General features: G+C 70.6%; 17 protein-coding genes and 1 pseudogene. 9 read left to right on the top strand and 9 right to left on the bottom strand.

What is annotated here, in order from left to right:
- Nucleotides 1-19 precede the first annotated feature (19 nt).
- Nucleotides 20-634, top strand: a complete 615-nt coding sequence (locus tag OHA88_RS22765) for a hypothetical protein (protein WP_328626855.1) — start codon at nt 20-22, stop codon at nt 632-634.
- 113 nt (nt 635-747) lie between these two features.
- On the top strand, nt 748-1,083 hold the full coding sequence (locus OHA88_RS22760; protein ID WP_030929444.1) for a DUF2516 family protein: 336 nt from the start codon (nt 748-750) through the stop codon (nt 1,081-1,083).
- Here the strand turns inward: OHA88_RS22760 and OHA88_RS22755 are convergent.
- The 3 genes from OHA88_RS22755 to OHA88_RS22745 form a co-directional block, all read right to left on the bottom strand.
- Nucleotides 1,065-2,414: a PP2C family protein-serine/threonine phosphatase gene (locus tag OHA88_RS22755; RefSeq protein WP_328626854.1), complete on the bottom strand. Its 1,350-nt coding sequence runs from the start codon at nt 2,412-2,414 to the stop codon at nt 1,065-1,067. The two genes, OHA88_RS22760 and OHA88_RS22755, sit on opposite strands and share 19 nt — an antisense overlap.
- Nucleotides 2,415-2,728: 314 nt before the next feature.
- Nucleotides 2,729-3,802 carry a C40 family peptidase gene (locus OHA88_RS22750; protein WP_328626853.1) on the bottom strand — a complete coding sequence of 358 codons (1,074 nt, stop codon included), beginning with the start codon at nt 3,800-3,802 and terminating at the stop codon, nt 2,729-2,731.
- A 216-nt stretch (nt 3,803-4,018) separates the two neighbouring features.
- Nucleotides 4,019-4,795, bottom strand: coding sequence for a class I SAM-dependent methyltransferase (locus OHA88_RS22745; RefSeq protein ID WP_267003577.1), 777 nt, complete (start codon nt 4,793-4,795; stop codon nt 4,019-4,021).
- Nucleotides 4,796-4,977: 182 nt separating this feature from the next.
- On the opposite strand from OHA88_RS22745, the gene mshA reads away from it, so the two are divergent.
- The 3 genes from mshA (at nt 4,978) to OHA88_RS22730 (ending at nt 8,779) form a co-directional block, all read left to right on the top strand.
- Complete coding sequence (mshA, locus tag OHA88_RS22740) at nt 4,978-6,330, top strand: D-inositol-3-phosphate glycosyltransferase (protein ID WP_328626852.1); 1,353 nt, start codon at nt 4,978-4,980, stop codon at nt 6,328-6,330.
- A 126-nt stretch (nt 6,331-6,456) separates the two neighbouring features.
- Nucleotides 6,457-6,966 (top strand): YbjN domain-containing protein, encoded by a 510-nt coding sequence (locus OHA88_RS22735; protein ID WP_328626851.1) that lies wholly within the window; start codon nt 6,457-6,459, stop codon nt 6,964-6,966.
- A 121-nt stretch (nt 6,967-7,087) separates the two neighbouring features.
- Nucleotides 7,088-8,779 carry a glycosyl hydrolase family 28-related protein gene (locus OHA88_RS22730; RefSeq protein ID WP_328626850.1) on the top strand — a complete coding sequence of 564 codons (1,692 nt, stop codon included), beginning with the start codon at nt 7,088-7,090 and terminating at the stop codon, nt 8,777-8,779.
- Nucleotides 8,780-8,797: 18 nt separating this feature from the next.
- Here OHA88_RS22730 and OHA88_RS22725 read toward each other — a convergent pair whose 3' ends face one another.
- The gene (locus tag OHA88_RS22725; protein ID WP_328626849.1) at nt 8,798-9,811 is read right to left on the bottom strand and encodes a phosphotransferase family protein; all 1,014 of its coding nucleotides are present in this window, start codon (nt 9,809-9,811) and stop codon (nt 8,798-8,800) included.
- Nucleotides 9,812-9,968: 157 nt separating this feature from the next.
- Between OHA88_RS22725 and OHA88_RS22720 the strand changes: the two genes are divergently transcribed.
- Nucleotides 9,969-10,754, top strand: coding sequence for a hypothetical protein (locus tag OHA88_RS22720; RefSeq protein WP_328626848.1), 786 nt, complete (start codon nt 9,969-9,971; stop codon nt 10,752-10,754).
- Nucleotides 10,755-10,797: 43 nt separating this feature from the next.
- Here OHA88_RS22720 and OHA88_RS22715 read toward each other — a convergent pair whose 3' ends face one another.
- From OHA88_RS22715 to OHA88_RS22705, 3 genes are all read right to left on the bottom strand, one after another.
- Complete coding sequence (locus tag OHA88_RS22715) at nt 10,798-11,040, bottom strand: hypothetical protein (protein WP_313938475.1); 243 nt, start codon at nt 11,038-11,040, stop codon at nt 10,798-10,800.
- Nucleotides 11,037-11,285 carry a hypothetical protein gene (locus tag OHA88_RS22710; RefSeq protein WP_030929472.1) on the bottom strand — a complete coding sequence of 83 codons (249 nt, stop codon included), beginning with the start codon at nt 11,283-11,285 and terminating at the stop codon, nt 11,037-11,039. The genes OHA88_RS22715 and OHA88_RS22710 overlap by 4 nt, the downstream gene beginning before the upstream one ends.
- 317 nt (nt 11,286-11,602) lie before the next feature.
- Nucleotides 11,603-13,267: a serine/threonine-protein kinase gene (locus OHA88_RS22705; protein WP_328629768.1), complete on the bottom strand. Its 1,665-nt coding sequence runs from the start codon at nt 13,265-13,267 to the stop codon at nt 11,603-11,605.
- A 305-nt stretch (nt 13,268-13,572) separates the two neighbouring features.
- Here OHA88_RS22705 and OHA88_RS22700 point away from each other — a divergent pair, with 305 nt between their 5' ends.
- Nucleotides 13,573-16,797 carry an FG-GAP repeat domain-containing protein gene (locus OHA88_RS22700; protein ID WP_328626847.1) on the top strand — a complete coding sequence of 1,075 codons (3,225 nt, stop codon included), beginning with the start codon at nt 13,573-13,575 and terminating at the stop codon, nt 16,795-16,797.
- Between the two features lie 34 nt (nt 16,798-16,831).
- Here the strand turns inward: OHA88_RS22700 and OHA88_RS22695 are convergent, their stop codons facing one another.
- Nucleotides 16,832-17,041, bottom strand: coding sequence for a hypothetical protein (locus OHA88_RS22695; RefSeq protein ID WP_328626846.1), 210 nt, complete (start codon nt 17,039-17,041; stop codon nt 16,832-16,834).
- Between the two features lie 216 nt (nt 17,042-17,257).
- On the opposite strand from OHA88_RS22695, the pseudogene OHA88_RS22690 reads away from it, so the two are divergent.
- Nucleotides 17,258-17,524: pseudogene (locus tag OHA88_RS22690) on the top strand (tyrosine-type recombinase/integrase); the annotation flags it as partial.
- A 247-nt stretch (nt 17,525-17,771) separates the two neighbouring features.
- On the opposite strand, the gene OHA88_RS22685 reads toward OHA88_RS22690, so the two are convergent.
- The gene (locus tag OHA88_RS22685; RefSeq protein WP_328626845.1) at nt 17,772-18,173 is read right to left on the bottom strand and encodes a DUF4265 domain-containing protein; all 402 of its coding nucleotides are present in this window, start codon (nt 18,171-18,173) and stop codon (nt 17,772-17,774) included.
- Between the two features lie 448 nt (nt 18,174-18,621).
- Between OHA88_RS22685 and OHA88_RS22680 the strand changes: the two genes are divergently transcribed.
- Entirely contained in the window at nt 18,622-20,628 is a 2,007-nt protein-coding gene (locus OHA88_RS22680; RefSeq protein ID WP_328626844.1) for an Ig-like domain repeat protein, read from the top strand.
- The last annotated feature ends 58 nt before the right edge of the window (nt 20,629-20,686 follow it).

Below are 20,686 nucleotides of genomic sequence, written 5' to 3'. Positions count from 1 at the left end.
ATCCGGGAGGACCACAGTCATGGCCATCACCGATGACCTGCGTAAGACCCTCACCGACCCCACCCCTCTCTACTTCGCCGCCGGTACGGCCGACCTCGCCGTCGAGCAGGCGCGGAAGGTCCCGGCGCTGATCGAGCAGCTGCGGGCCGAGGCGCCCGAGCGGTTCGAGGCCGTGCGCAACGCCGACCCGCGGGCCGTGCAGGAGAAGGTGACCACGCAGGCCAAGGAGGCGCAGGCCACCGTGCAGGCCAAGGTCACCGAGGTGCTCGGGTCGCTCGACACCGATCTGAAGAAGCTCGGCGAGTCCGCTCAGGACCTGGCGCTGCGGAGCCTGGGTGTGGCCGCGGAGTACGCGGTCCGGGCCCGGGAGACGTACGAGAAGGTCGCCGAGCGCGGCGAGCAGACCGTGAAGACGTGGCGTGGCGAGACCGCCGAGGATCTTGTCGAGATCGCCGTCGTGGTCGAGCCGCGGCGGGAGTCCGAGCCGAAGCCGAAGCCGGCGCCTGCCGCGAAGAGCGAGCCGAAGAGCGCTGCCAAGGCGGAGACCCGGACCTCCGGCACGCCCGCCAAGAAGCCGGCGACGCCCGCGCGCAAGCCCGTGGCGAAGAAGCCCACGCCGCCGACCGCCAAGTAGCGCCGCGGCCGATGTGTACCGGGGCGCGGGCCGGGCACCTTTCGGGGTGGCCGGCTCGTTGTCCCGGTACCTTGGCGGCGAGGCGCTCATCCATTCATTAGGCGGTGCACACCATGTTGCTCACGGGGTTCAGCACACTTGTCTGGCTGCTCTACCTGATCATGCTCGTCCTGGCCGTGGTCGCGCTGTTCCTGGCCGCGACGGCACGCGAGGATGCGTACCGCGCCGCGGACAAGCAGAAGAAGTCCTTCTGGCTGATCATTCTCGGCATCACCGTTGCCGTGAACCTCTTCGTGCCGATGCTGTTCCTGCAGCTTGCGGGCGCGGTCGCGTCGATCGTCTTCATGGTCGACGTACGGCCCGCGCTGAAGGCGGTCTCCGGTGGCGGCGGCCGGCGCGGTGGTTCCAGCAGCGACGGTCCGTACGGGCCCTACAACGGCGGTCGTTGAGCGCTCACGGGTGACGCCGTTGCGGGGCGGGGGCGCGGAAGGGGCGCGCTCCGGCCCCGATCGTCATTGCGGCTCCGGTCGGCGCTCCGGTCGCGGTCGAGCAGCAGGACCGCGACGTCGTCGGTGAGTTCGCCGCCGTTCAGCTCGCGCACCTCGGCGACGGCCGCCTCCAGCAGCGCCTCGCCGCTGAGCCCCTCCGCCAGCTGGCGGTTGATCATGGCGAGCATGCCTTCCTGGCCGAGCCGCTGGGTTCCGGTCGGCCCGACGCGGCCCTCGATCAGCCCGTCCGTGTACATCATCAGGCTCCACGACCCGCCCAGTTCGACCTGGCGGCGCGGCCAGCGGGCGTGCGGCAGCAGACCCAGCGCCGGGCCGCCGTCCTCGTACGGGAGCAGCTGCGCCGCCCGTCCGTGACGAGTGATCAGCGGGGCCGGGTGGCCCGCCAGGCAGAGCCCGGCGCGCCGGCCGTCGGGGGTGATGTCGACGGTGCAGAGCGTCGCGAAGATCTCCTCGCTCTCCCGTTCGTGCTCCAGAACCTGCTGGAGCGTGGAGAGCAGTTCGTCGCCGCAGAGTCCTGCCAGCGTCAACGCCCGCCACGCTATGCGCAGCTCGACGCCGAGCGCCGCCTCGTCCGGGCCGTGGCCGCAGACGTCACCGATCATCGCGTGGACGGTGCCGTCGGGAGTACGGACCGTGTCGTAGAAGTCCCCGCCGAGCAGCGCACGGCTGCGCCCGGGGCGGTAGCGGGCGGCGAACCGCAGATCGGAGCCCTGCAGCAGCGGGGTGGGCAGCAGACCGCGTTCCAGCCGGGCGTTCTCCTGGGCGCGCAGTTTCGACTCGGTGAGCTGGTGCTGCGCGACGTCGGCGCGTTTGCGTTCGACGGCGTAGCGGATGGCGCGCGTGAGCAGCCGCCCGTCGAGCTCGCCACGGAAGAGGTAGTCCTGGGCGCCGACGCGTACCGCCTCGGCGGCCAGCTCGGTGTCGTCCTCCGCGGTGAGCGCGAGGACGGCGTGGCGCGGTGCGATGCGCAGGACGTGCTGGAGGGTGGCGAGCTCGGCGGGCCCCTCGGCCCCCTCGTCGGCGCGTGTCTCGCTGCTGGGCGGCAGGGCCAGGTCCAGCAGGATGCAGTCGACGTCGTCCGTGAGGAGCCGTCCCGCCTCGGTCAGATTGCGGGCGGTCCGGACGCGGACCCGGGTGCCGGCCGCGGCAGGGAGCTCGGGGACGGTGAAGGTGCCCGCCGGGTCGTCCTCGATCACCAGGAGGGTGAGGTGGGCGACGTGGGTGGCCTCCACAGTGGGAGCGACACGCTGCTGCGGTACGGGTACGGGCATAGGTTCGGTTTCCTTCCCTCCCCCCGAGGGCGCGGCGGGACGACGATCGACGACCCACCAGACCGGGACCATAGCGGTACTGGACATGCGAACGGAATGGCGAATGTCATCCGCCCTCCGGCATATGCGGAGCCATAAGCCGCGTCCCGTCACGGATCCGGCGAGAAATGCGCGCCCATGGGCGGTCCGAGGGTCATGACGAACATCACCCCTGCGGCGCGGACGCGGGTGGCGTGCCTCACGGCGCGGCGGAGTGAGCGGGTGGTCCGGGTCACTCGCGCGGGGCCGCCCGTATCCGTACCGGCCCGGACCGGTCACCGGTCCGGGCGAACCACCCCGAGGATCTCCATCGAGCCCGCCCCCGCGAGCGTCACGTTCCGCCCCGGGCGCGGTGCGTGCACGATGGCGCCGTCGCCGATGTACATCCCCACATGGCTGGCATCACTGTGGTAGATGATCAGGTCGCCGGGACGCATGTCCTTGACGGCGATGTGCGGCAGCTGCCGCCACTGCTCCTGCGAGGTGCGCGGGATCGGCCGTCCCGCCGCCGCCCACGCCTGGGACGTCAGGCCCGAGCAGTCGTACGATCCGGGCCCCTCGGCCCCCCAGACGTACGGCTTGCCGATCTGGGCCGTCGCGAAGGCCACCGCCTTCTTGCCGTGCGCGCTCGCCTCGCGGTTGATCTCCTTGAGGGCGCCGGAGCCGAGCCAGGCGGTCTGCGCCTCGTACTCCGCCTCCTGCTCCAGCTTGAGGAGGCGTGCCCGATCCTCCTTCTCCAGCTGCGATTCGAGCTTCTTCGCCGCTGCGATCTGCCCGTTGATCCGCTTCTTGGCCTTGGCCTGCTTCAGACGGTTGGCCTCGAGCTTCTTCCAGTTGCTGCTCGCGTCCTTGGTGTACGTCTCCAAGTCCTCCTGGGTCCTGGTCAGTTCGCCGAGGACCCCCTTGGCGGCCTGCTGGCCCTGCCAGACCCTGTTCACGCCGTCCATGAACATCCGCGGGTCGTCGCTGAGCATCATCTGCGCGCCCGGCGGCAGCCCGCCGGTGCGGTACTGCTCGCGGGCCTGGGCGCCCGCCCTGCTCTTGAGGTCGGCGATCTTCGCCTGTCCCGCGACGATCGCCTGTGCCAGTTTGACGATCTCGCCGGACTGCTTCTTCGCCCGCTCCTCGGCGAGGTTGTACGCGTCGGTGGCCGTCCCGGCCTTGCGATAGAGGGCGTCGATCTCCTTGCGTACCTCTTCGAGGCTCTTCCGCTGCGGAGCTGCCGGTGCGGTGGGGGACTGGGAGGGGGAAGGCGGTGCGGGTGTGGCGAAGGCCTGTGTCGGCACGGTCAGTACGGCCAGAGCGCAGACCAGAGTGATCGCGGCAGCGGCACAGTGACGTCGGTTCACAAGCTCCCCCTCCGAGCAGACCTGACTTACCGTCAGTAACTTTTCGCGGCGTCGCGATCGTGCCATGCCGTACCGAAAAGCAACAGAGGCATTCCCCGTCATCTCGGACGAACGGCGTCGCGTCCGTGTTCCCGGATGCGCCCCGAACTTCGCCGGTTCAGCGCCTGTCGGGCCGCCCATGGACGCCCGTCGGGCCATCGGTCCGCGCGTGTTCGGCTACCGCTCGGGCCGCAACGCCGCCCACTTCACCGTGACTTCACCCTGCCGCCACCTCCGTACCCCGTCCGTCAGCGGCCAGTCCCCCGACAGCGTGCGCACCGCGGTGATCCAGCGCTGCCGCGCGCCCAGTGAGGCGTACGGAGCCGCCGCGGCCCACGCCCGGTCGAAGTCGCGCAGGAACGCGTGGACCGGTTCGCCCGGCACGTTGCGGTGGATCAGCGCCTTGGGGAGGCGTTCCGCGAGGTCGGAGGGGCGGTCGAGGGAGCCGAGGCGGGTTGCGAACGTGACCGTGCGCGGGCCTTCCGGGCCGAGCGCCACCCACACATGGCGGCGCCCGATCTCGTCACAGGTGCCCTCCACCAGAAGCCCGTCGGGGGCGAGCCGGGCGCACAGCCGCCGCCAGACCGCGGCGACCTCACCCTCGTCGTACTGGCGGAGCACGTTCGCCGCCCGGATGAGGGTGGGGCGGCCGGTCAGCGGGATCTCGAAGCCGCCGTGGACGAAGGTGAGCCCCTCGCGCTCGTACGGCTTCGCGGCCGCGACCCGCTCCGGATCGATCTCGATGCCGACGACCGCCGTGCGCGGCTCGGCGGTGCGCAGGCGTTGCAGCAGCTCGACGGCGGTCCAGGGGGCGGCGCCGTATCCGAGATCGACCGCGACAGGGGAGTCGGAGCGGCGCAGGGCGGGGCCGTGCGTGGCGGCGATCCAGCGGTCCATGCGGCGGAGCCGGTTCGGGTTGGTGGTCCCGCGGGTCGCGGTGCCGATGGGGCGCATGACAGCGAGCCTAACGATCCCGCGGGCCCGGGCGGGCCGCGGTGACGCGCCGTGGCTGATCGTAATGATTTGGCAAAACGGAGACGGAAGCGGAAATGAAAGGGTGCGTTCCGCTGTTTCAGGCTTCCGAGGGGGCGCATGCCCTTTCACTGTCATGCCCCGAGCGAGGAGGACCGGACGACGTGAGCCAGTACGTCTCTCGGCTCGGCAGCAACCGCATGGCGCCACGCCTGAGGTTCCCCGGCGCCTTCCCCGGCAGTCACCGCAAACCGCGTCGCATCGCGATGCTCTCCGTGCACACCTCCCCGCTGCACCAGCCGGGCACGGGCGACGCGGGCGGCATGAACGTCTACATCGTGGAGCTGGCCAAACGGCTCGCCGCGATCAACATCGAGGTGGAGGTCTTCACCCGGGCCACCACCGGCGCCCTGCCCCCGGCGGTCGAGCTGGCGCCCGGCGTCCTGGTGCGGCACGTCGACGCGGGGCCGTACGAAGGTCTGGCCAAGGAGGACCTGCCCGCCCAGCTCTGCGCCTTCACCCACGGGGTGATGCAGGCCTGGGCCGGCCAGCGCCCGGGCTACTACGACCTGGTCCACTCCCACTACTGGCTCTCCGGCCATGTCGGCTGGCTCGCCGCGCAGCGCTGGGGCGTCCCCCTCGTGCACGCCATGCACACCATGGCGAAGGTGAAGAACGCGGCGCTCGCCGAGGGCGACACCCCCGAGCCGGCCGCCCGGGTCATCGGCGAGACCCAGATCGTCAGCGCCGCCGACCGGCTGATCGCGAACACCGCGGGGGAGGCGGACGAGCTCGTCCGGTTCTACGAGGCCGACGCGGCGGCCGTCGCCGTCGTCCACCCCGGGGTCAACCTGGAACGCTTCCGCCCCGCCGACGGCAGGGCCGCCGCCCGGGCCCGCCTCGGACTGCCCCAAGACGCCTTCGTCCCGCTCTTCGCCGGCCGTATCCAGCCGCTGAAGGCCCCCGATGTGCTGCTGCGTGCGGTGGCCGTGCTGCTGGACCGCGATCCGTCGCTGCGGTCCCGGATGGTCGTACCGGTGGTCGGTGGTCCCAGCGGCAGCGGGCTCGCCAAGCCGGAGGGACTGCAGAAGCTGGCCGCGCGGCTCGGGATCACGGATGTCGTACGGTTTCACCCGCCGGTCGGGCAGGACCAGCTCGCCGACTGGTTCCGGGCGGCGTCCGTGCTGGTCATGCCCTCGTACAGCGAATCGTTCGGCCTGGTCGCCATAGAGGCGCAGGCGGCCGGCACCCCGGTCGTCGCGGCGGCCGTCGGCGGACTCCCGGTGGCGGTGCGGGACGGGGCCAGCGGCTTCCTGATCCCCGGGCACGACCCGCAGGCGTACGCGCAGCAGCTGGCCCGGTTCGCCGAGTCGCCGGAGCTCGTCGCCAGGATGGGTGCGACGGCCGCCGCGCATGCGCAGGGCTTCGGCTGGGACACGGCGGCGTCCGCGACCGCCGATGTCTACACGGCCGCGCTGCACGAGCACCGCCGTCGCGTACGCGTGCACCACGGCTGACGCACGCGCGAGCCCATGGTCGAGGCAGGCGTGCGCCACGGCAGACCCACGCGCGCCCACGCCCGCACCCATGCGCGCCTCCCGGCTGACGTACGCGCGCAGCCGGCGCTGACGTACGCTCGCCCCATGGCTGACGTATCCGCCGCAGCGGCAACAGCGCAGGTCATCGAGGCGACGTTGAAGGACGCCGAGCTCGAGTGGGAGAGCCCCGAGTCCGGCAGCTACGTCGTGAAGCTGCCCGGCACCCGCAAGCTGTCCACCACCTGCTCCCTCATCGTCGGCGCGCACTCGCTCTCCCTCAACGCGTTCGTCATCCGCCACCCGGACGAGAACGACGCGGCGGTCCACCGCTGGCTACTGGAGCGCAACCTGCGTCTCTTCGGAGTGAGTTACGCGATCGACCGGCTCGGCGACATCTATCTCGTCGGCCGGCTGCCGCTCTCCGTGGTCACCCCCGAGGAGCTGGACCGGCTGCTCGGCGTCGTCCTCGAAGCGGCCGACGGCTCTTTCAACACACTGCTGGAGCTGGGCTTCGCAAGCGCGATCCGTAAGGAGTACGCGTGGCGGGTGTCGCGCGGCGAGTCCACACGGAATCTGGACGCGTTCACGCATCTGACCCAGCGCCCCGCCAGCTGACCTTCTCTGTCCATCCAATTCGGCGGCGCACGACTCTTTCGCTGCGCCGCCGCGCCGTGGCATGCTCGCCGCCGACGCAAACATGAACGTCGTTCACATGTATGAAAGGCGGGTCGGTTCGATGGCTTCTGTGGGGCACATCAGCAGACGTGGACTGCTCGGCAGCGCGGTGGCCGTGGCCGCAGCCGCGGCGACCGGCGTGACGGTCGCGGGCACCGCCCGGGCGGCCACCCGGGGCGGTCATGCTTCGGGCGGAGTCACCCCCCTCTGGCGCGAGTTCGCCGCCACCCCCTTCACCCACGCCCAGGTCCCGTTCATCGGCCGGGCCGGCTACCGGGGCGGCTCCGACCTCCCCCGGCACCGCGCTGTCGTCGCCAACGTCCTGCACTACGGCGCCGAACCGGACGGCTCCGCCGACGCCGCCCCCGCGATCAACCGTGCCATCGCCGCTGCCGGAGAGCGTGGCGGTGGCACGGTGCTCATCCCCGCAGGCACGTACCGCATCGACGACATCATCCGGATCGGCCACAGCAATGTGGTGGTGCGCGGTGCCGGCAGCGGACGCACGAAGCTGTACGCGACCAAGAACCTCACCGAGCTGATCGGCGTGTACGGCAGCCGCTACGGCGGCGACAAGTCCAGCTGGTCCTGGGCCGGCGGCCTCATCTGGCTCTGCCCCGAGGACCGTTGGACCTCGCTCACCGACGCCATCAAGGCGAAGGCCTGGCCCTTCGAGGGCTGGACCGGCAACAAGCGCGACGAGTGGCAGACACTGACGACGGTCGCACCCGCTCGCCGCGGCGACCGGTCGATCACCGTCGAGTCCACGAAGCAGCTGAAGCGCGGCGGGCTCGTCCTGCTCCGCCTCGCCGACGACGCCGACCACACCCTCCTGGAGCACATGGCGGGCGGCGGCCCCGGCCCCGAGGCGTACTACTGGGACGACAAGACCAAGCTGACCTCGTACGTTCCCTACGAGTGGCCGGTCCGCATCACCGCCGTACACGGGCGCGAGGTCACCCTGGAGCGCCCGCTTCCGCTGGATGTACGCCCCGAGTGGGACCCGCGCCTGACCACGCTCGCCACCCCGCTGACCGGTTCGGGCGTCGAGGGGCTCACCCTCGAGGCGGTCGAGACCCCGCAGTCGCAGCACCTGCTCGACAAGGGATACAACGGGGTCGCGTTCCAGTGCGCGTACGACTGCTGGGCGGACGACATCACCGTCCGCCACGTCGACAACGGCTTCGGGCTGATCGGCGCGTCCGCCTGCACCCTGCGCCGCACACGGGTCGAGGGCCGCGGCTCCCACCACCCGTACTACTGCCGTGAGGGCTCGCACGACAACCTGATCGAGGACTTCACCATCGCTCAGCGCACCGTCCCGGCGCCCGCGGGGACGCAGCTGCACGGCATCAACGTCGAGGGGCTGTCCAGCTACAACGTCTGGTCGCGCGGCGAGATGGAGATGGGGACGTTCGACTCGCACCGCGGGATGCCGTTCGCCAATGTCCGCACCGACATCACGGTGAACAACAACGGCCGGCACGGCGGCGACGCGAGCGCGGGACCGCTCTTCGGCGCCCGCTTCACGCACTGGAACATCCGGGTCACCAACGGGCGGGCCGGCCTGATGCGGATCGACGGGCTGGCCCCGTACAGCGCGACGGTCGGCGTCAGCGAGGTGACGGAGTTCGACCAGATCGACGTCCCGGACTTCACCGGCGACCTGCACACGCGGCTGGAGGCGTACGGCACACCGGAAGCGGTGTGGCCGCCGAACCTGCACGACGCACAGCGGGCGCTGGTGCGCTGACGGGCGTCGGCGCTGTGGTCACTCCCGGGTCCGCAGCGCCGACTCGACGTCCACCAGGGCCGATTCGAGCTGCGGCCCCACCTCGCGCCGTACCCACTCCCGCGTCTCGGCGGGGGAGCGGCGGGGGACGGTCTCCACCAGCATGATCAGGTAGAGATAGCAGCGGTAGAGCGCGAGCCGCAGCCGCAGGGACGAGTCGAACACCACGGCCCCGTCCGCCGCCGACGAGGCATATCCGGCGAGGAGATCCTCGTCCTTCTCCACATCCCCGAGCAGGGCGAGCGAGACGAAGTCGGCGGCCGGGTCGCCCCAGAACATCCGCTCCCCGTCGATGATCCCGCCGATCGTCCGGGCCCCCGGCTCCCCGTCGACGAGCAGATTGCCCTGCCACAGGTCGAAGTGGACGAGAGCGGGCCGGATGACGTCGTCGAGTACGGGCGCCGCGGCGGCGAGCAGCGCGCGGATCCGGTCCGTCGGGCGCGGCAGTCGGGCGCTGTACGTGTCGGCGTCGGTGAGCACGGCGTCCGTCATCGCGGTGAACGCCTGCCGCCAGGTCGGGGCCAACGGGCCCAGCGCCTGGGCGGGATAGCCGAATCCGCCGGGCCCGGTGACGGAGTGCAGCCGCCCGACGAGCCGTCCCAGCTCATGCCTGAGCCGCCGCTCCTCGCGGTCCGCCAGAACCGGGCTGATCCCGTACCAGGGCTGCCCGGGGCAGGCCGACATGATCAGGTACGGTCCGGTCGCGGAGCCGGGATCGAGCCGGCTGTGCACGACACCGGGGACCGCGACGTCCCCCGTCGCCGCCGCTGCCGCGTAGAAGGTGACCTCGTTGACCAGGAGGTCGCGCTCGTAGCTCATCCCCGCGGCGGTCGGCGGCGGCGGTATTTTCACCACCCAGTCCCGCCCGTCGGTGAGCGTGACGCGGGTGACGGCGTTGTATGTGCCACCGGTGAGGGGGCTGCGCGCCGCGATGTGGTCCGCCCCGATTCCGATGTCGTCGAGGACGGTCGAGACGGTTGCTCGGCTCTGCATGTGCGTGCCCCTCTACGCCGGTTGTGGACCGGACTGTTCTGCACCGACCCGGTCACCGGCCCGGCGTCTTCGCGGCGTGATCACAACGCAATTACGATCAACTCCTGTGCCCGAGTTGGTTGATCGTCAAACCACGGCTGGCTCATAGAGTTGGGCCATGAGACCTACTGTCATACGTCGCGCCGCCGTTGCCGCCTGCGCGGCCTCCCTCGCTCTGGCCGCCACCGCCTGCGGAAGCTCGGATTCCGGCAGCGGAGGCGCGGACGGCAAGGGCAAGGAGGGCGCTGCGGCCGAGCCCGCCGTGGCCAAGGCGCTGACCGCCGCCGAGCTGGACAAGGTGGCGCTGGTCCAGGGTGACGTCAAGGGACACAAGGTCAGCAAGGCGGGCAAGGACGACGCCGTCGCGGCGTCCGCCGTCACCGTGGACAACAAGGCCTGTGACACCTTCGCCGACGCACTGCTGGGCGCCCGGGTCGGCAAGCCTGTGGCGGCCAACCAGCGCAAGGTCGTCAGCGAGCCCAAGAAGGACCAGAAGGAGAAGCAGGACAGCGCGGACGCGGAGGAGGCGTTCATCGCGGCCTTCGACATCACGACGACGATGACGTCCCTCTCCTCCTACGACGGCAAGGGCGCCCAGGACACGATCGACGGCCTGCGCACCGCGGCCACCGCCTGCTCCGGCGGCTTCGGCCTCACTGTGGCCGGCGACAAGCAGAAGGTCGTCAAGATCGAGGAGGAGAAGATCTCGGGCGGCGAGGACGCCGCGGCCTGGACGGTGACGGTGGAACAGGACGGCGAGAAGGCCCCGTTCAAGCTGGTGGTCGTGCGCCAGGGCGCCACGATCGCCTCGTTCACATCGCTCAACCTGGCGGCGTCCGGCACGGGCAAGGACTTCGGACTGCCGACCGCGGTGGTCGACGCACAGCTCGCGAAGCTGGTCTGAACAGCGGGACTCGTCCGGGCAACGGGCCCTGGGGCGAACGGCCTCAGGGCAGCGGGACGAGCCGCACCACGGTGACCGTGAGAACGGACCCGGAGACGTAATAGAGCACGATGGCCCCGAGGACCGTCGCCTCGCGCCGGTCGTGCTCACTCTTGACGGCCGACGACCCGTGCCCGTACGGGTCGCGCCCCAAGGTCCGCGCCATCTCGTCGCGGAACGTACCGCTCTCCCGCATCTTGGCCAGGGTGTCGTCGGCGGGCGGGGCGTAGGAGATGCGGAAACTCAAGAGACGCTCCGCCTCTCCGCCTCGTCCTGCGCCAGCCGGTCCAGGATCCGTTCGGCCTCGGGATCGGGCACGGCCTCCAGCATCCAGTGCCGCATGACCGCCTGGATCTCGTGCACCCCGGCCTCGTTGATGGCGTGGTCGAACTCCTCGCGTCTGTCCTCGGGGAGCGTGGCACGGATGTCCGGGATGCTGTTGGGCACTTCGACTTCGGTGCCGCCGACAAAGGTCTTGAGAGGCTCACCCATGTTCGTTCTCCCGATCTCTCAACGCGCGCGCCCCGATCCAAGGGCTGTAACGCCCTTCAGCGTGAAAGGGAATGGTCACGCCGGAATGGACGCAGAGCCAAGTAACCGTGGACGCAGTGCTGACGACTTCCCCACGGTGATCCCGACAAGCTGATGTGGCAAGGGACGCTGGACGGCCTTGGCGTCATGGGCCGCGAGCTGTCGCACAGCGTCAGTTCGTGTGCGCCCGACGTCGCGTCACGGCCGAACTGTGTCACTTCGAGCTCGCCGCGCAGCGCGAAGACGGTCGAGTACAGCTCCGGATCGGCCCACCAGCCCTAGCCCGCCCGCCGCCACACCGTCATGTCCGCGGTCACAAAGGCGCCCTCCGGCATCGCGGTCGACTTCGTCACGATCACGAGCAGCGCGATGTCCCCGTTGCGGTGCCGGACGCAGATCTCGCTGCCGGACGCCGCCGCGGCGAGCGGGAGGCGATGGGCCGTTTGACCGTTGGTGAGGAGGCGGCATTCGTCGACGCCCGCGACCGGTTCGCCGAAGACCATGGTGAACACGCTGGTGTCGCTCTCCAGCGTGCAGCTGATCTCCTTCGCGCAGGTGAAACGGATGTCCCCCGCGCGGTCCTTGCGCTGGACCGGTTTCTTGAAGCTCAGTGAGTTCTTCGCGTCCAGCCACTGCTGGGAGTTGGGTTCGCCCTGAGTCGACTCGGGTGCGGTCGCGGAGGGGTGCGCTGCTCCCGACGCCGCGCCCGGCCCCTTGCCCGCCCCATCGCCATCGGTCCCCGACTTCGCCCCAGGGGCGGACGGGGAGGGGGAGGTCGACGCCCCCGCCACCGAGCCCGTACCACCCGAGTGGCCATCGTCCCGGCCACGGAACACGCCCGTCGCGTCCATGACCGTCCACGCAAGGACCGTGAGCACCAGCACGACCGCCGTCACGGCCGCGCCCATGGCCAGCCTGGTCCCGCGTCTTCGTGACGGCGCCTTGCCCGGGTCCGTCGGCGCCGCCCACGGATCCCGCGCCTGTTGCGGCCCGGTGGCCACCAGCGGCAGCGTGCGTGCCGGCGTGGGATCGGGCACCGGTGGCGGCACCGTCACCTCCGGTCCCATGACCTCTCGCCAGACGGTCGGCCCCGCGCCCGCGTCGGCGTCCCCGCCCAGCTGCTGCCGGCACCACTCCACGACCTCCGCCAGGGTGGCCCGCTCCGCCGGATCGGCGGCCAGGCAGCGGGCGATCAGCGGGCGGAGCCGAGTGGGCAGCAGCGACAGATCGGGCTCGGAGTGCACGATCCGGTACAGCACGCCGACCCCGGGACCATCCCCGTACAGCGGCTCACCGAGCGCCGCGAACGCCGCGGTCTGGCCGAGCGCGAACACGTCGGTCGCCGCCGTGACCGTGCCCCCGGACGCCTGCTCGGGAGCCATGAACTGGGGCGTGCCGATGGTGGCCCCCGTGGCGGTGTACGAACTGACGCCCGTGGCCAGCGAGATGCCGAAGTCGATCACGCGCGGTCCGTCGGACGCGAGCAGGACGTTCGACGGCTTCAGGTCGCGGTGCACGATCCCCGCGCCGTGGATGGCCTGGAGAGCCTCGGCGACTCCGGCCATCAGCCACAGCACCGCGGGCACCGGCAGCGCCCCGCCCCGTCCGACAACTTCCGCCAGCGAGGGTCCGGGTACGTACAGCGTGGCCAGCCAGGGCGGTGCGCCGTCCGCGTCGCCGTCGATCAGCTCCGCGGTGTACGCGCCCCTGACCCGCCGGGCGGCCTCCATCTCCCGGCGGAAACGCCGCCGGAAGGCGGGGTCGTCGGCCAGTTCGGGCCGGACGACCTTGATCGCCACCGGTCGGCCGCCCTGCGTGTGCGACAGATAGACCCGCCCCATGCCGCCTGCGCCGAGCCGCGCGGCCAAACGGTAACCGGCCACCACGGACGGATCGTCCGCCTGCAGCGGCTGGAACACCCCGGGCGCATCGCACCTCGCCATTTCGTCCCCCCTGATCCCCCGGTCGACAAGCGAGTTGCTGCTGACCGACGAGCAGTAGCCTAGGCCGTTACCGATGGCTCGGACCTTGTCGCGGAGCCGGATGATGATCACGGTGATGGCCTGAGCGCCGTTCGGCACGGCTTTCCAGGTGCCGTCGGCCGACCAGCGGCGATCCGCCCGGCAGCCGCCGGGGGCGTGGGGCCGACGACGTGAACACCCAGGCTCCTGGTAAGAGAATGGCAAGAGGCTGGTAAAGTCCGCTCACTTGGGCGGGGCAGGGGGCCCTCGCCGGGAGGGACTCTCACGTGGGCAGACATGCCCTGGGACGGGGCGGTCTGACCGTCGCCGTCTCCGCACTCTCGGTCGCCGTCGCGGCCGTCACCATGGTCTCGGGGGGCGGCGAGCCGGCCCGCGCGGCCACCGCACAGACAGCGGGAACGACGGAGATTCTCCTTCAGGACCCGCGCACGGAAACGACGCGTTCGGACCGCGTGCTCGCGGCCGGCGAGACCGGCTTCCTGCACCGGCAGGCCGGTGGAGCCGGGCTGCTCTGGACGAACTACGAGGACGGCGGCACCACCACCGTCACCACCCCGCCCGGCAACGCCGGTGCGGGCCAGCCGTACCAGCCGACCACCACCAGCTGCTACGACATCAGCGCCACCTGTCCCTCGGGCACGTTCGGACAGGGCGCCGACACCGTCGCGCTCCCGCACCGGTCGTACACCGAACCCGTCTCACTGTGGACGCCCGGCGGAGCGGACGGCGGCACGCTGCGCACGCTGGACATGCCGCGGCTGGACTACGTCGGCACGTACGGCGGGACTGTCGTGGCGGCCGAGCAGAACACCAGCGTCGACGGCTCGCCCCGGCCCGGCACCGGGCTGGAACTGCTGGACTACGTCGACGGCAAGCAGCGCACCCGCGTGGTGACCGGAGGCCCGGCCGACAAGGTCTGGAAGACGGGCGTCACCTCCGTGCGCACCGGAGACGCCAAGGGCGCGCTGCTCGCGTACCCGGGCGCCGCCGACTCGACCGGCGCCGCGACCTTCGACATCCACTACCTCGACTTCGCCACCGCGGAGCTCACCCAGGTCTTCTCCGGCGCCGGGAGCGGGCTGTCACTCTCCCTCTCCGGTGACCGGATCGGCTGGTACACCCCGGCCGCGGGCCTGCACCTCCGGTCCCGCGCGGACCTCGCCGCCGAGGAGACGGTCCCGGTGGCGGGCAACGGCACGGCCGGCTCCCCTGTGCTCGTCGGGAACTGGCTCGTCCTGGTGGCGGACCGGGGCCCCGTCACGGCCGTCTCGCTGACCGACGGCACCACGAAGACCCTGCTGACCCGCTCGTACGGCGACCCCGTCGCCGCCCCCGACGGCTCTGCCCTCGTCACCGGCGGCACGAGCACCACCGACTGGTGGGTGCAGCGCGTCGTCCAGGGCGCCGACGGCACCCCGCGGCTGGAGAAGGTGGCCAAGGTGCCGCCGTACGAGAACCCCAAGACGGGCCTCGCGCTCAGCCGGGGCAGCCTGCGCGTGGCGGAGCGCGACCCCGCCGTCAGCAGCACTATGGACGCCACGTCCGTGCGCACGCTGACGACGAACGGCAGCACCACGCTCACCGCGTCCGACGCCACGGCCGGCGACAAGGTCTCGGCCGTGTGCCCGTACCCGGGCACCTCCTGCTCGGCGATGTGGGGCAACAAGGTCACCGCCCCCCGGGACGCCTACCTCGAGACGTTTTACGACGCCGACGAGGGCGGATCGGGTCTGTCGGACGCGGACCGGGTGGCCCGCGTCGGCGACGGCTCGGGCGTTCCCGACCTTGAGTTCGGCACCGAGAAGGGCGCGATCGTCGACGTGTCCGACGACTACGCGGTCTACAACTCGGGCGGCTCCGCCCCGATGCAGTACGTGGGCCACTTCGGCTACGGCCAGAAGCTGAAGCGCTCGGTCCGCGCCGCGGCCCTGAACGGGCCCGTCCTGTGGAGCGCCACCGCCACCGCCGGCCAGGTCACCTCCTACAGCCTCACCACGGACAAGACCCTCACCACGGTCACGGTCCCCGACGCCGGCTGTGTGCCGACCGAGCTGCAGGCGGCGGGCCGCTGGCTGTACTGGGCCTGCGGCACGGCCTCAGCGGGCGTGTACGACACCAAGGCCGGCACGTCCGCCGCCGTGGCCCCCGGTGACGTGCTGCTCGGCGACGGCTTCACCGTCCGCCACGACCACGCCGCCGACGAGCTGGTCCTCACCGACGCGGCCACCGGCGCCACCCGCGTGGTCGCCGCGAAGGTCCCGGACACCGGCCTGGCCGCCGACCGCCGCTACCGCTGGACGGTCGACGAGTACACGGGCCTGGTCGCCTGGTTCGACGCGTTCGAGCAGACGCACGTCGCCACCACCGGCGTGACCCCGTCCGCCCTGACCGCGTTCGACTCGAGCGCCGACAGCTACGCCGCGCCTTCCACCGCCGACTCCTGGACGGGTTCGTGGCTGCTGTCCCGCCCTGTCGGCTCCTGGTCGCTCACCTTCACCTCGGTGGAGAGCGGCGAGACCGGAAAGGCGAGCCGCTCGGTCACCGGCGGTGCGAGCGCCGCCCGGGTCTCGGCGGGCTGGAACGGCAAGACCGCGAGCGGGGCCCGCTTCCCCAACGGCCGGTTCACCTGGACCCTGAAGGCGACGGGCCTGAACACGTCCACCGCCACCACCGTGGCGACCGGCAGCGGCTTCCTCAACAACGGGGCACCGGTACGGCACGACTTCGGCAGCCCCGACGGCCCGGACGGCACTGGCGACCTGCTGACCCTCAACTCCTCGGGCGCCCTGACCTTCCAGAGGGGCACGGGCACGGGGACGTTCTCGAGCAAGGTCAGCGGCAGCGGCTGGGCGACCAGCGTCAAGGCTGTCCCGTTCGGCGACCTGAGCGGGGACCGGTGCAACGACGTCCTGGTGCGCTACAGCAGCGGGGCCCTGCGCCTGTACAAGCCGGGCTGCGGCGCGGCGCTCAAGCCGACGACGTCGTACACCACGCTGGCGACCAGCGGCTGGACCCAGTACGACGTGCTGACCTCTCCGGGTGACATCAGCGGTGACGGCCGGCCCGACCTGATCGCGCGCAACGCCTCGACCGGCGCGGTGTACCTGTACAAGGGCACCAGCACGGGCAAGCTGTCCGCGCGCGTGAAGCTGTACGACAGCTGGAAGGGCTACAAGAAGATCGTCGGCACCGGTGACCTCAACGGTGACGGCATCGGCGACCTGGTCGTCCAGGACACCTCGAACACCCTGTACCGCTACAACGGCACCGGCAAGGGCACGTTCGGCGCCCGCGCCAAGGTGTTCGGCAACTGGGGCGGCACGTACAACGCCGTCGTCGGTGTCGGCGACCTCAACCGTGACGGCAAGGCGGACATCGTCGTCCGGGACAGCGCGGGCAAGCTGTACCGCAACTACGGTGACGGGAAGGGGTCGTTCGGGTCCCGTACCCAGATCGCCACCGGCTGGGGCGGGTACAAGGCCCTCTCCTAGCAACCTGTGGGGCTCGGAAAGTCGTCGCTGCAGGTCAAGCCGCATAGCGGTACTCGTCAATGGCGCCGCCGAGGATGCGGGGGCGCAGGAGTCTGCGGACTTCGAGGTCGTGCACGGTGATGGGCTGCTGGTCGGCGCCCGGAGGTAGTTGGTTGCGTGCTCGGTGGGGGCGGTGCTCGTTGTAGTGCCGCTCGTAGGCGGCCAGGCCGTGCCGGGCGTGGGTAGAACGCCCCTCTACTGGCAACCAGGGGTCCCAACAGGCCTTTTTTCGCTTGCCAGTAGCCAGTAGCCACTAGCCAGTAGCCACTACGACCACGCACCGTCACAGCGTGTCGGGCGGCACCCACCACCACGGGTGCCGCCCGATGCGTTGAAGGGAGCCCTTTGTGTACCCCGAGACCGCGTGCGAGATCACCACCCAGCCCCGTCCGGCCGACTATCCCGCCTACCTCCCCGCCCGCCCGCGCTCGCGAAGGTGGGCGTCATCCCCAAGGCCAAGAGCCGCCGGCACGCCGCCGCCCGCGAGCACGGCATGCACGCACTGCGTCACTTCCACGCGTCCGTCCTACTGGACGCCGGGGAGAGCATCAAGGCCCTCGCTGAGTACCTCGGGCACTCCGATCCGGGACTGACGCTCAAGGTGTACGCGCACCTCATGCCGAGCAGCCGGGACCGGGCCCGGAAGGCTCTCGGACGAGCGCTCCGGCCGCAGGACCCGGGGGCCTGAGGGCCCAAAGAAGGCCCAGGCCGCGAAAATGCCTCCCATCCGCGCCGGTTGCGCAGGTGGGAGGCATGATCAAAAACGGCTACTTCTTCTTGCCCTGGGTCTTGTCGGGGATCTTGAGACGCTGGGATTTTGCAGGTCGGGACGCTGGTCCGCCATGGCTCAGGGGTCGCCATTGGTCGTTGTTGGCCACTGTCGATCGGCCTCGGACGGCCCAGGGACGGCCCAGCCTTGGCCCACGTGGTCGGCGTCAGCCAGCGGAAGTGGCCCGCCACTGCGCCGTGATGCACCCCTCTTCCATGTCCCACCACTCCTCGGCTGCGCCGTGGTTGAGCAGCCTCTGCACCTTGGCGAGATCAGCGGTGGGCGGAACGTCCAAGGCCACCATGCCGAACCGTTCTATGCCCTCGCCGTCGACGCCAAGTTGCTGAAACGCGTTGATCACGCTTTGCCGTGCAGCTCCCGAGCCGCCGTCACGGAACACGATGAGGCGGATGGTGCAGTTCTCCGAACGCCGAACCACCTCGCCGGCCCATCGCACGCCTTCCTCGTCGGGCTCCGTGACCACGACGTCGCCGCGGGCGATGCCTCGGATGAACCAGGGGATGTTGTCGAGCTGCACGGTGCCGTCACCCTGGTCGATCGCCCACAAGCTCTCCACCGATGCCGGAGGTCAGTCGTCCTCTATCTCAAGCCGGAAGTGCACCTTGACGTACGGGCCGCCGGGATTCGTCATGCTGCCAGGATGCACGCGACAAACAGGCCGCCTGGAGGGGGCCTCTTTCGATGGCGACCTCTTCGTCCCGAAGCAACCCGAAGGGGGCTCAAGTAGGGGCGAGTGTGCCGCTGACCTGCTGCGATGGTCCGCCACCGTCCGTGCTTGTCTGGGGCTGTTCGCCAGCGTTGTCACGCAGTTGGACACTCACCACCGTTGGACCGAGTCATACCGAGTGCGCGCCTGCCGTAGGAAGGTGCTCGGCTCCTGGGCGGCATCCAGTAGGACCTGCGGAAACTTGCGCAGGTGTGCCGTACAACCCTGAAGGGGCTCCAGGGGTCTTGTGGGCAACTGTCTTCCTAGTGGGGGTTGCATCACTGTGCGTGTGCGCAGCATTTCGGCCGTAACAGCGCTCGCGGTCACTCTCGGTTCTGTCGCCCTGATCGGGTCGGCGGCGGGCGCTGCTGTCGCCGACAGCAGCGCCGCGCTGCCCATCACGTCCAGCGGCGACATCATCGTGGACGGCGTTCACCAGCGGGTCTTCATCAGTGACCCGTCGGGAGGCAAGGTCGTCGCCACCGACTACAACGGCACCGTCATCGGGACGATCACCTCGCTGCCGCAGGCTGACGGCCTGGAGCTTTCCGCCGACTCGGCAACGGTCTACGTCGCCGTGCCGGGAGCTGACGAGATCGTGGCCATCGACACGGCGACGCTCACCGAGGCCGGGCGGTACGCGACGGGTGACGGCACAGATCCGCAGCACCTGGCGCTCGCGGGCGGCAAACTCTGGTTCGGCTATGGCAGCGTCGGCCACGGCAACATCGGCTCACTCGACCTGTCCGGCGGGCAGCCGCAGGTTTCCCTCGCCCAGGAGGCCGAGGGGACGTGGAAGGACGCTCCCCTGCTGGACTCGGCACCCGGCGCTCCCGACACCCTGGCGGCCGGCTCGCGCCAGTACTACTTCACCCTCGGCATCTATGACGTGTCGTCCGGCACGGCCAGCCGGACCGCGTTCCTCGGCGGGCAGGACGCGGCCATCGGCAACACCGCGGAGGACCTGGCGCTCACCCCGGATGGCACAGAGCTCGTGGTGGCCACCACAGCAGGCGAATTCCAGCAGGTCTTTCGGACCTCAGACCTGTCAGAGACCATCAGGTATCCGAGCAGCTACTGGGAACAACGGTCGGTGGATGTCGCGCCGGACGGCCTCGTCGCGGGGGGCACCGACACTTACGCCTCCTTCAACCGGCCCCATGTGTCCATCTACAAGCCGGGTAGCACGACCCCGAGGCGGACCGCCAACTTCACCGACTACCAGAATGGAATCGCCCAAGAGACCCTGCTCGACCACGGCGACCTCGCTTTCGCGCCCGACAGCAGCCGGCTCTTCGCGGTCACACACGACCTCATCAACAAGTACCGCCTGCGCGTCGTCACCGACCCCAGCAAGGCCGTCACCACCATCACGGTGAACGCCCCGGCGACGGCCGACCGTGCCAAGTCGCTGACCGTCTCCGGCAAGGTCACGAACACGCTCGGGCTGCCCGGGGGGACCACCGTCGCGGTCACCCGGACGGACCTGGAGTCCCCGAACGGCAAGGCGCTCCCGGCCGCGACGGTGAAGGCGGACGGGACCTTCTCCTTCACCGACACCCCGCCCGCGGGCGGCAAGGTCACGTACAAGATCTCGTATGCCGGCGACGCCGATCGCACGACTGCCTCCGCCTCCGACACGGTCGAGGTCTCCCGGAACTCCACGACCCTGACAGTGAACAAGAACGGCAACGTCTACGCCTACGTCAGCAACGTGACGTTCACCGCCCACCTCGGCACGACGTACAAGAACCGGACGCTCTCGCTCTACGCGGACACCGCGGGCGACGGCAAGGGCAAGTACCTGGTCAAGACCGGCACGGTCAACAGCGAGGGCAGCCTGTCGGTCACCTTGACCCTGAAGCGCGACACCACGGTGAGCGCGTCCTTCTCCGGCGACGCGCGGACCGCCCCGAAGACGGCCACGAGCTGGGTGGGCGCGAAGGCCAAGGTGTCGCTGAGCCTTAGCCGCTACTACAAGACGGCCACGGTCAGCGGGCACACCAAGTACTACTTCCGGAAGACGACCAATCCGCTCCTCACGACCACGATGACGGCCTACCCCGGCCGCTCGCAGAGGCTGCAGTTCCAGATCTACTACGACGGCGCCTGGCGGTCGGCGGGGTCCCAGTACTTCAAGCTCGACTCCACGGGCAAGTCGGTGGTGGAACTGGGCGGCACGCACCAGACCGGCTACTCGATGCGCGTGCGGTCGTCCTACATCAACGACTCCTCGGGCGACACCGTGAACTCGACCACGCACGGCTCCTGGAAGTACTTCACCTTCACCAGCTGAGGCCGCCCGCCCCCAAGGCCCGGCGCATCCGATGACGCGCCGGGCCTTGGGACACATC

Origin of the sequence: Streptomyces sp. NBC_00353 (genome assembly GCF_036108815.1) — a bacterium.
Classification (GTDB): domain Bacteria; phylum Actinomycetota; class Actinomycetes; order Streptomycetales; family Streptomycetaceae; genus Streptomyces.
Note: the sequence above shows the minus strand (reverse complement) of the source record. Positions and strands in the feature narration are given on the sequence as shown.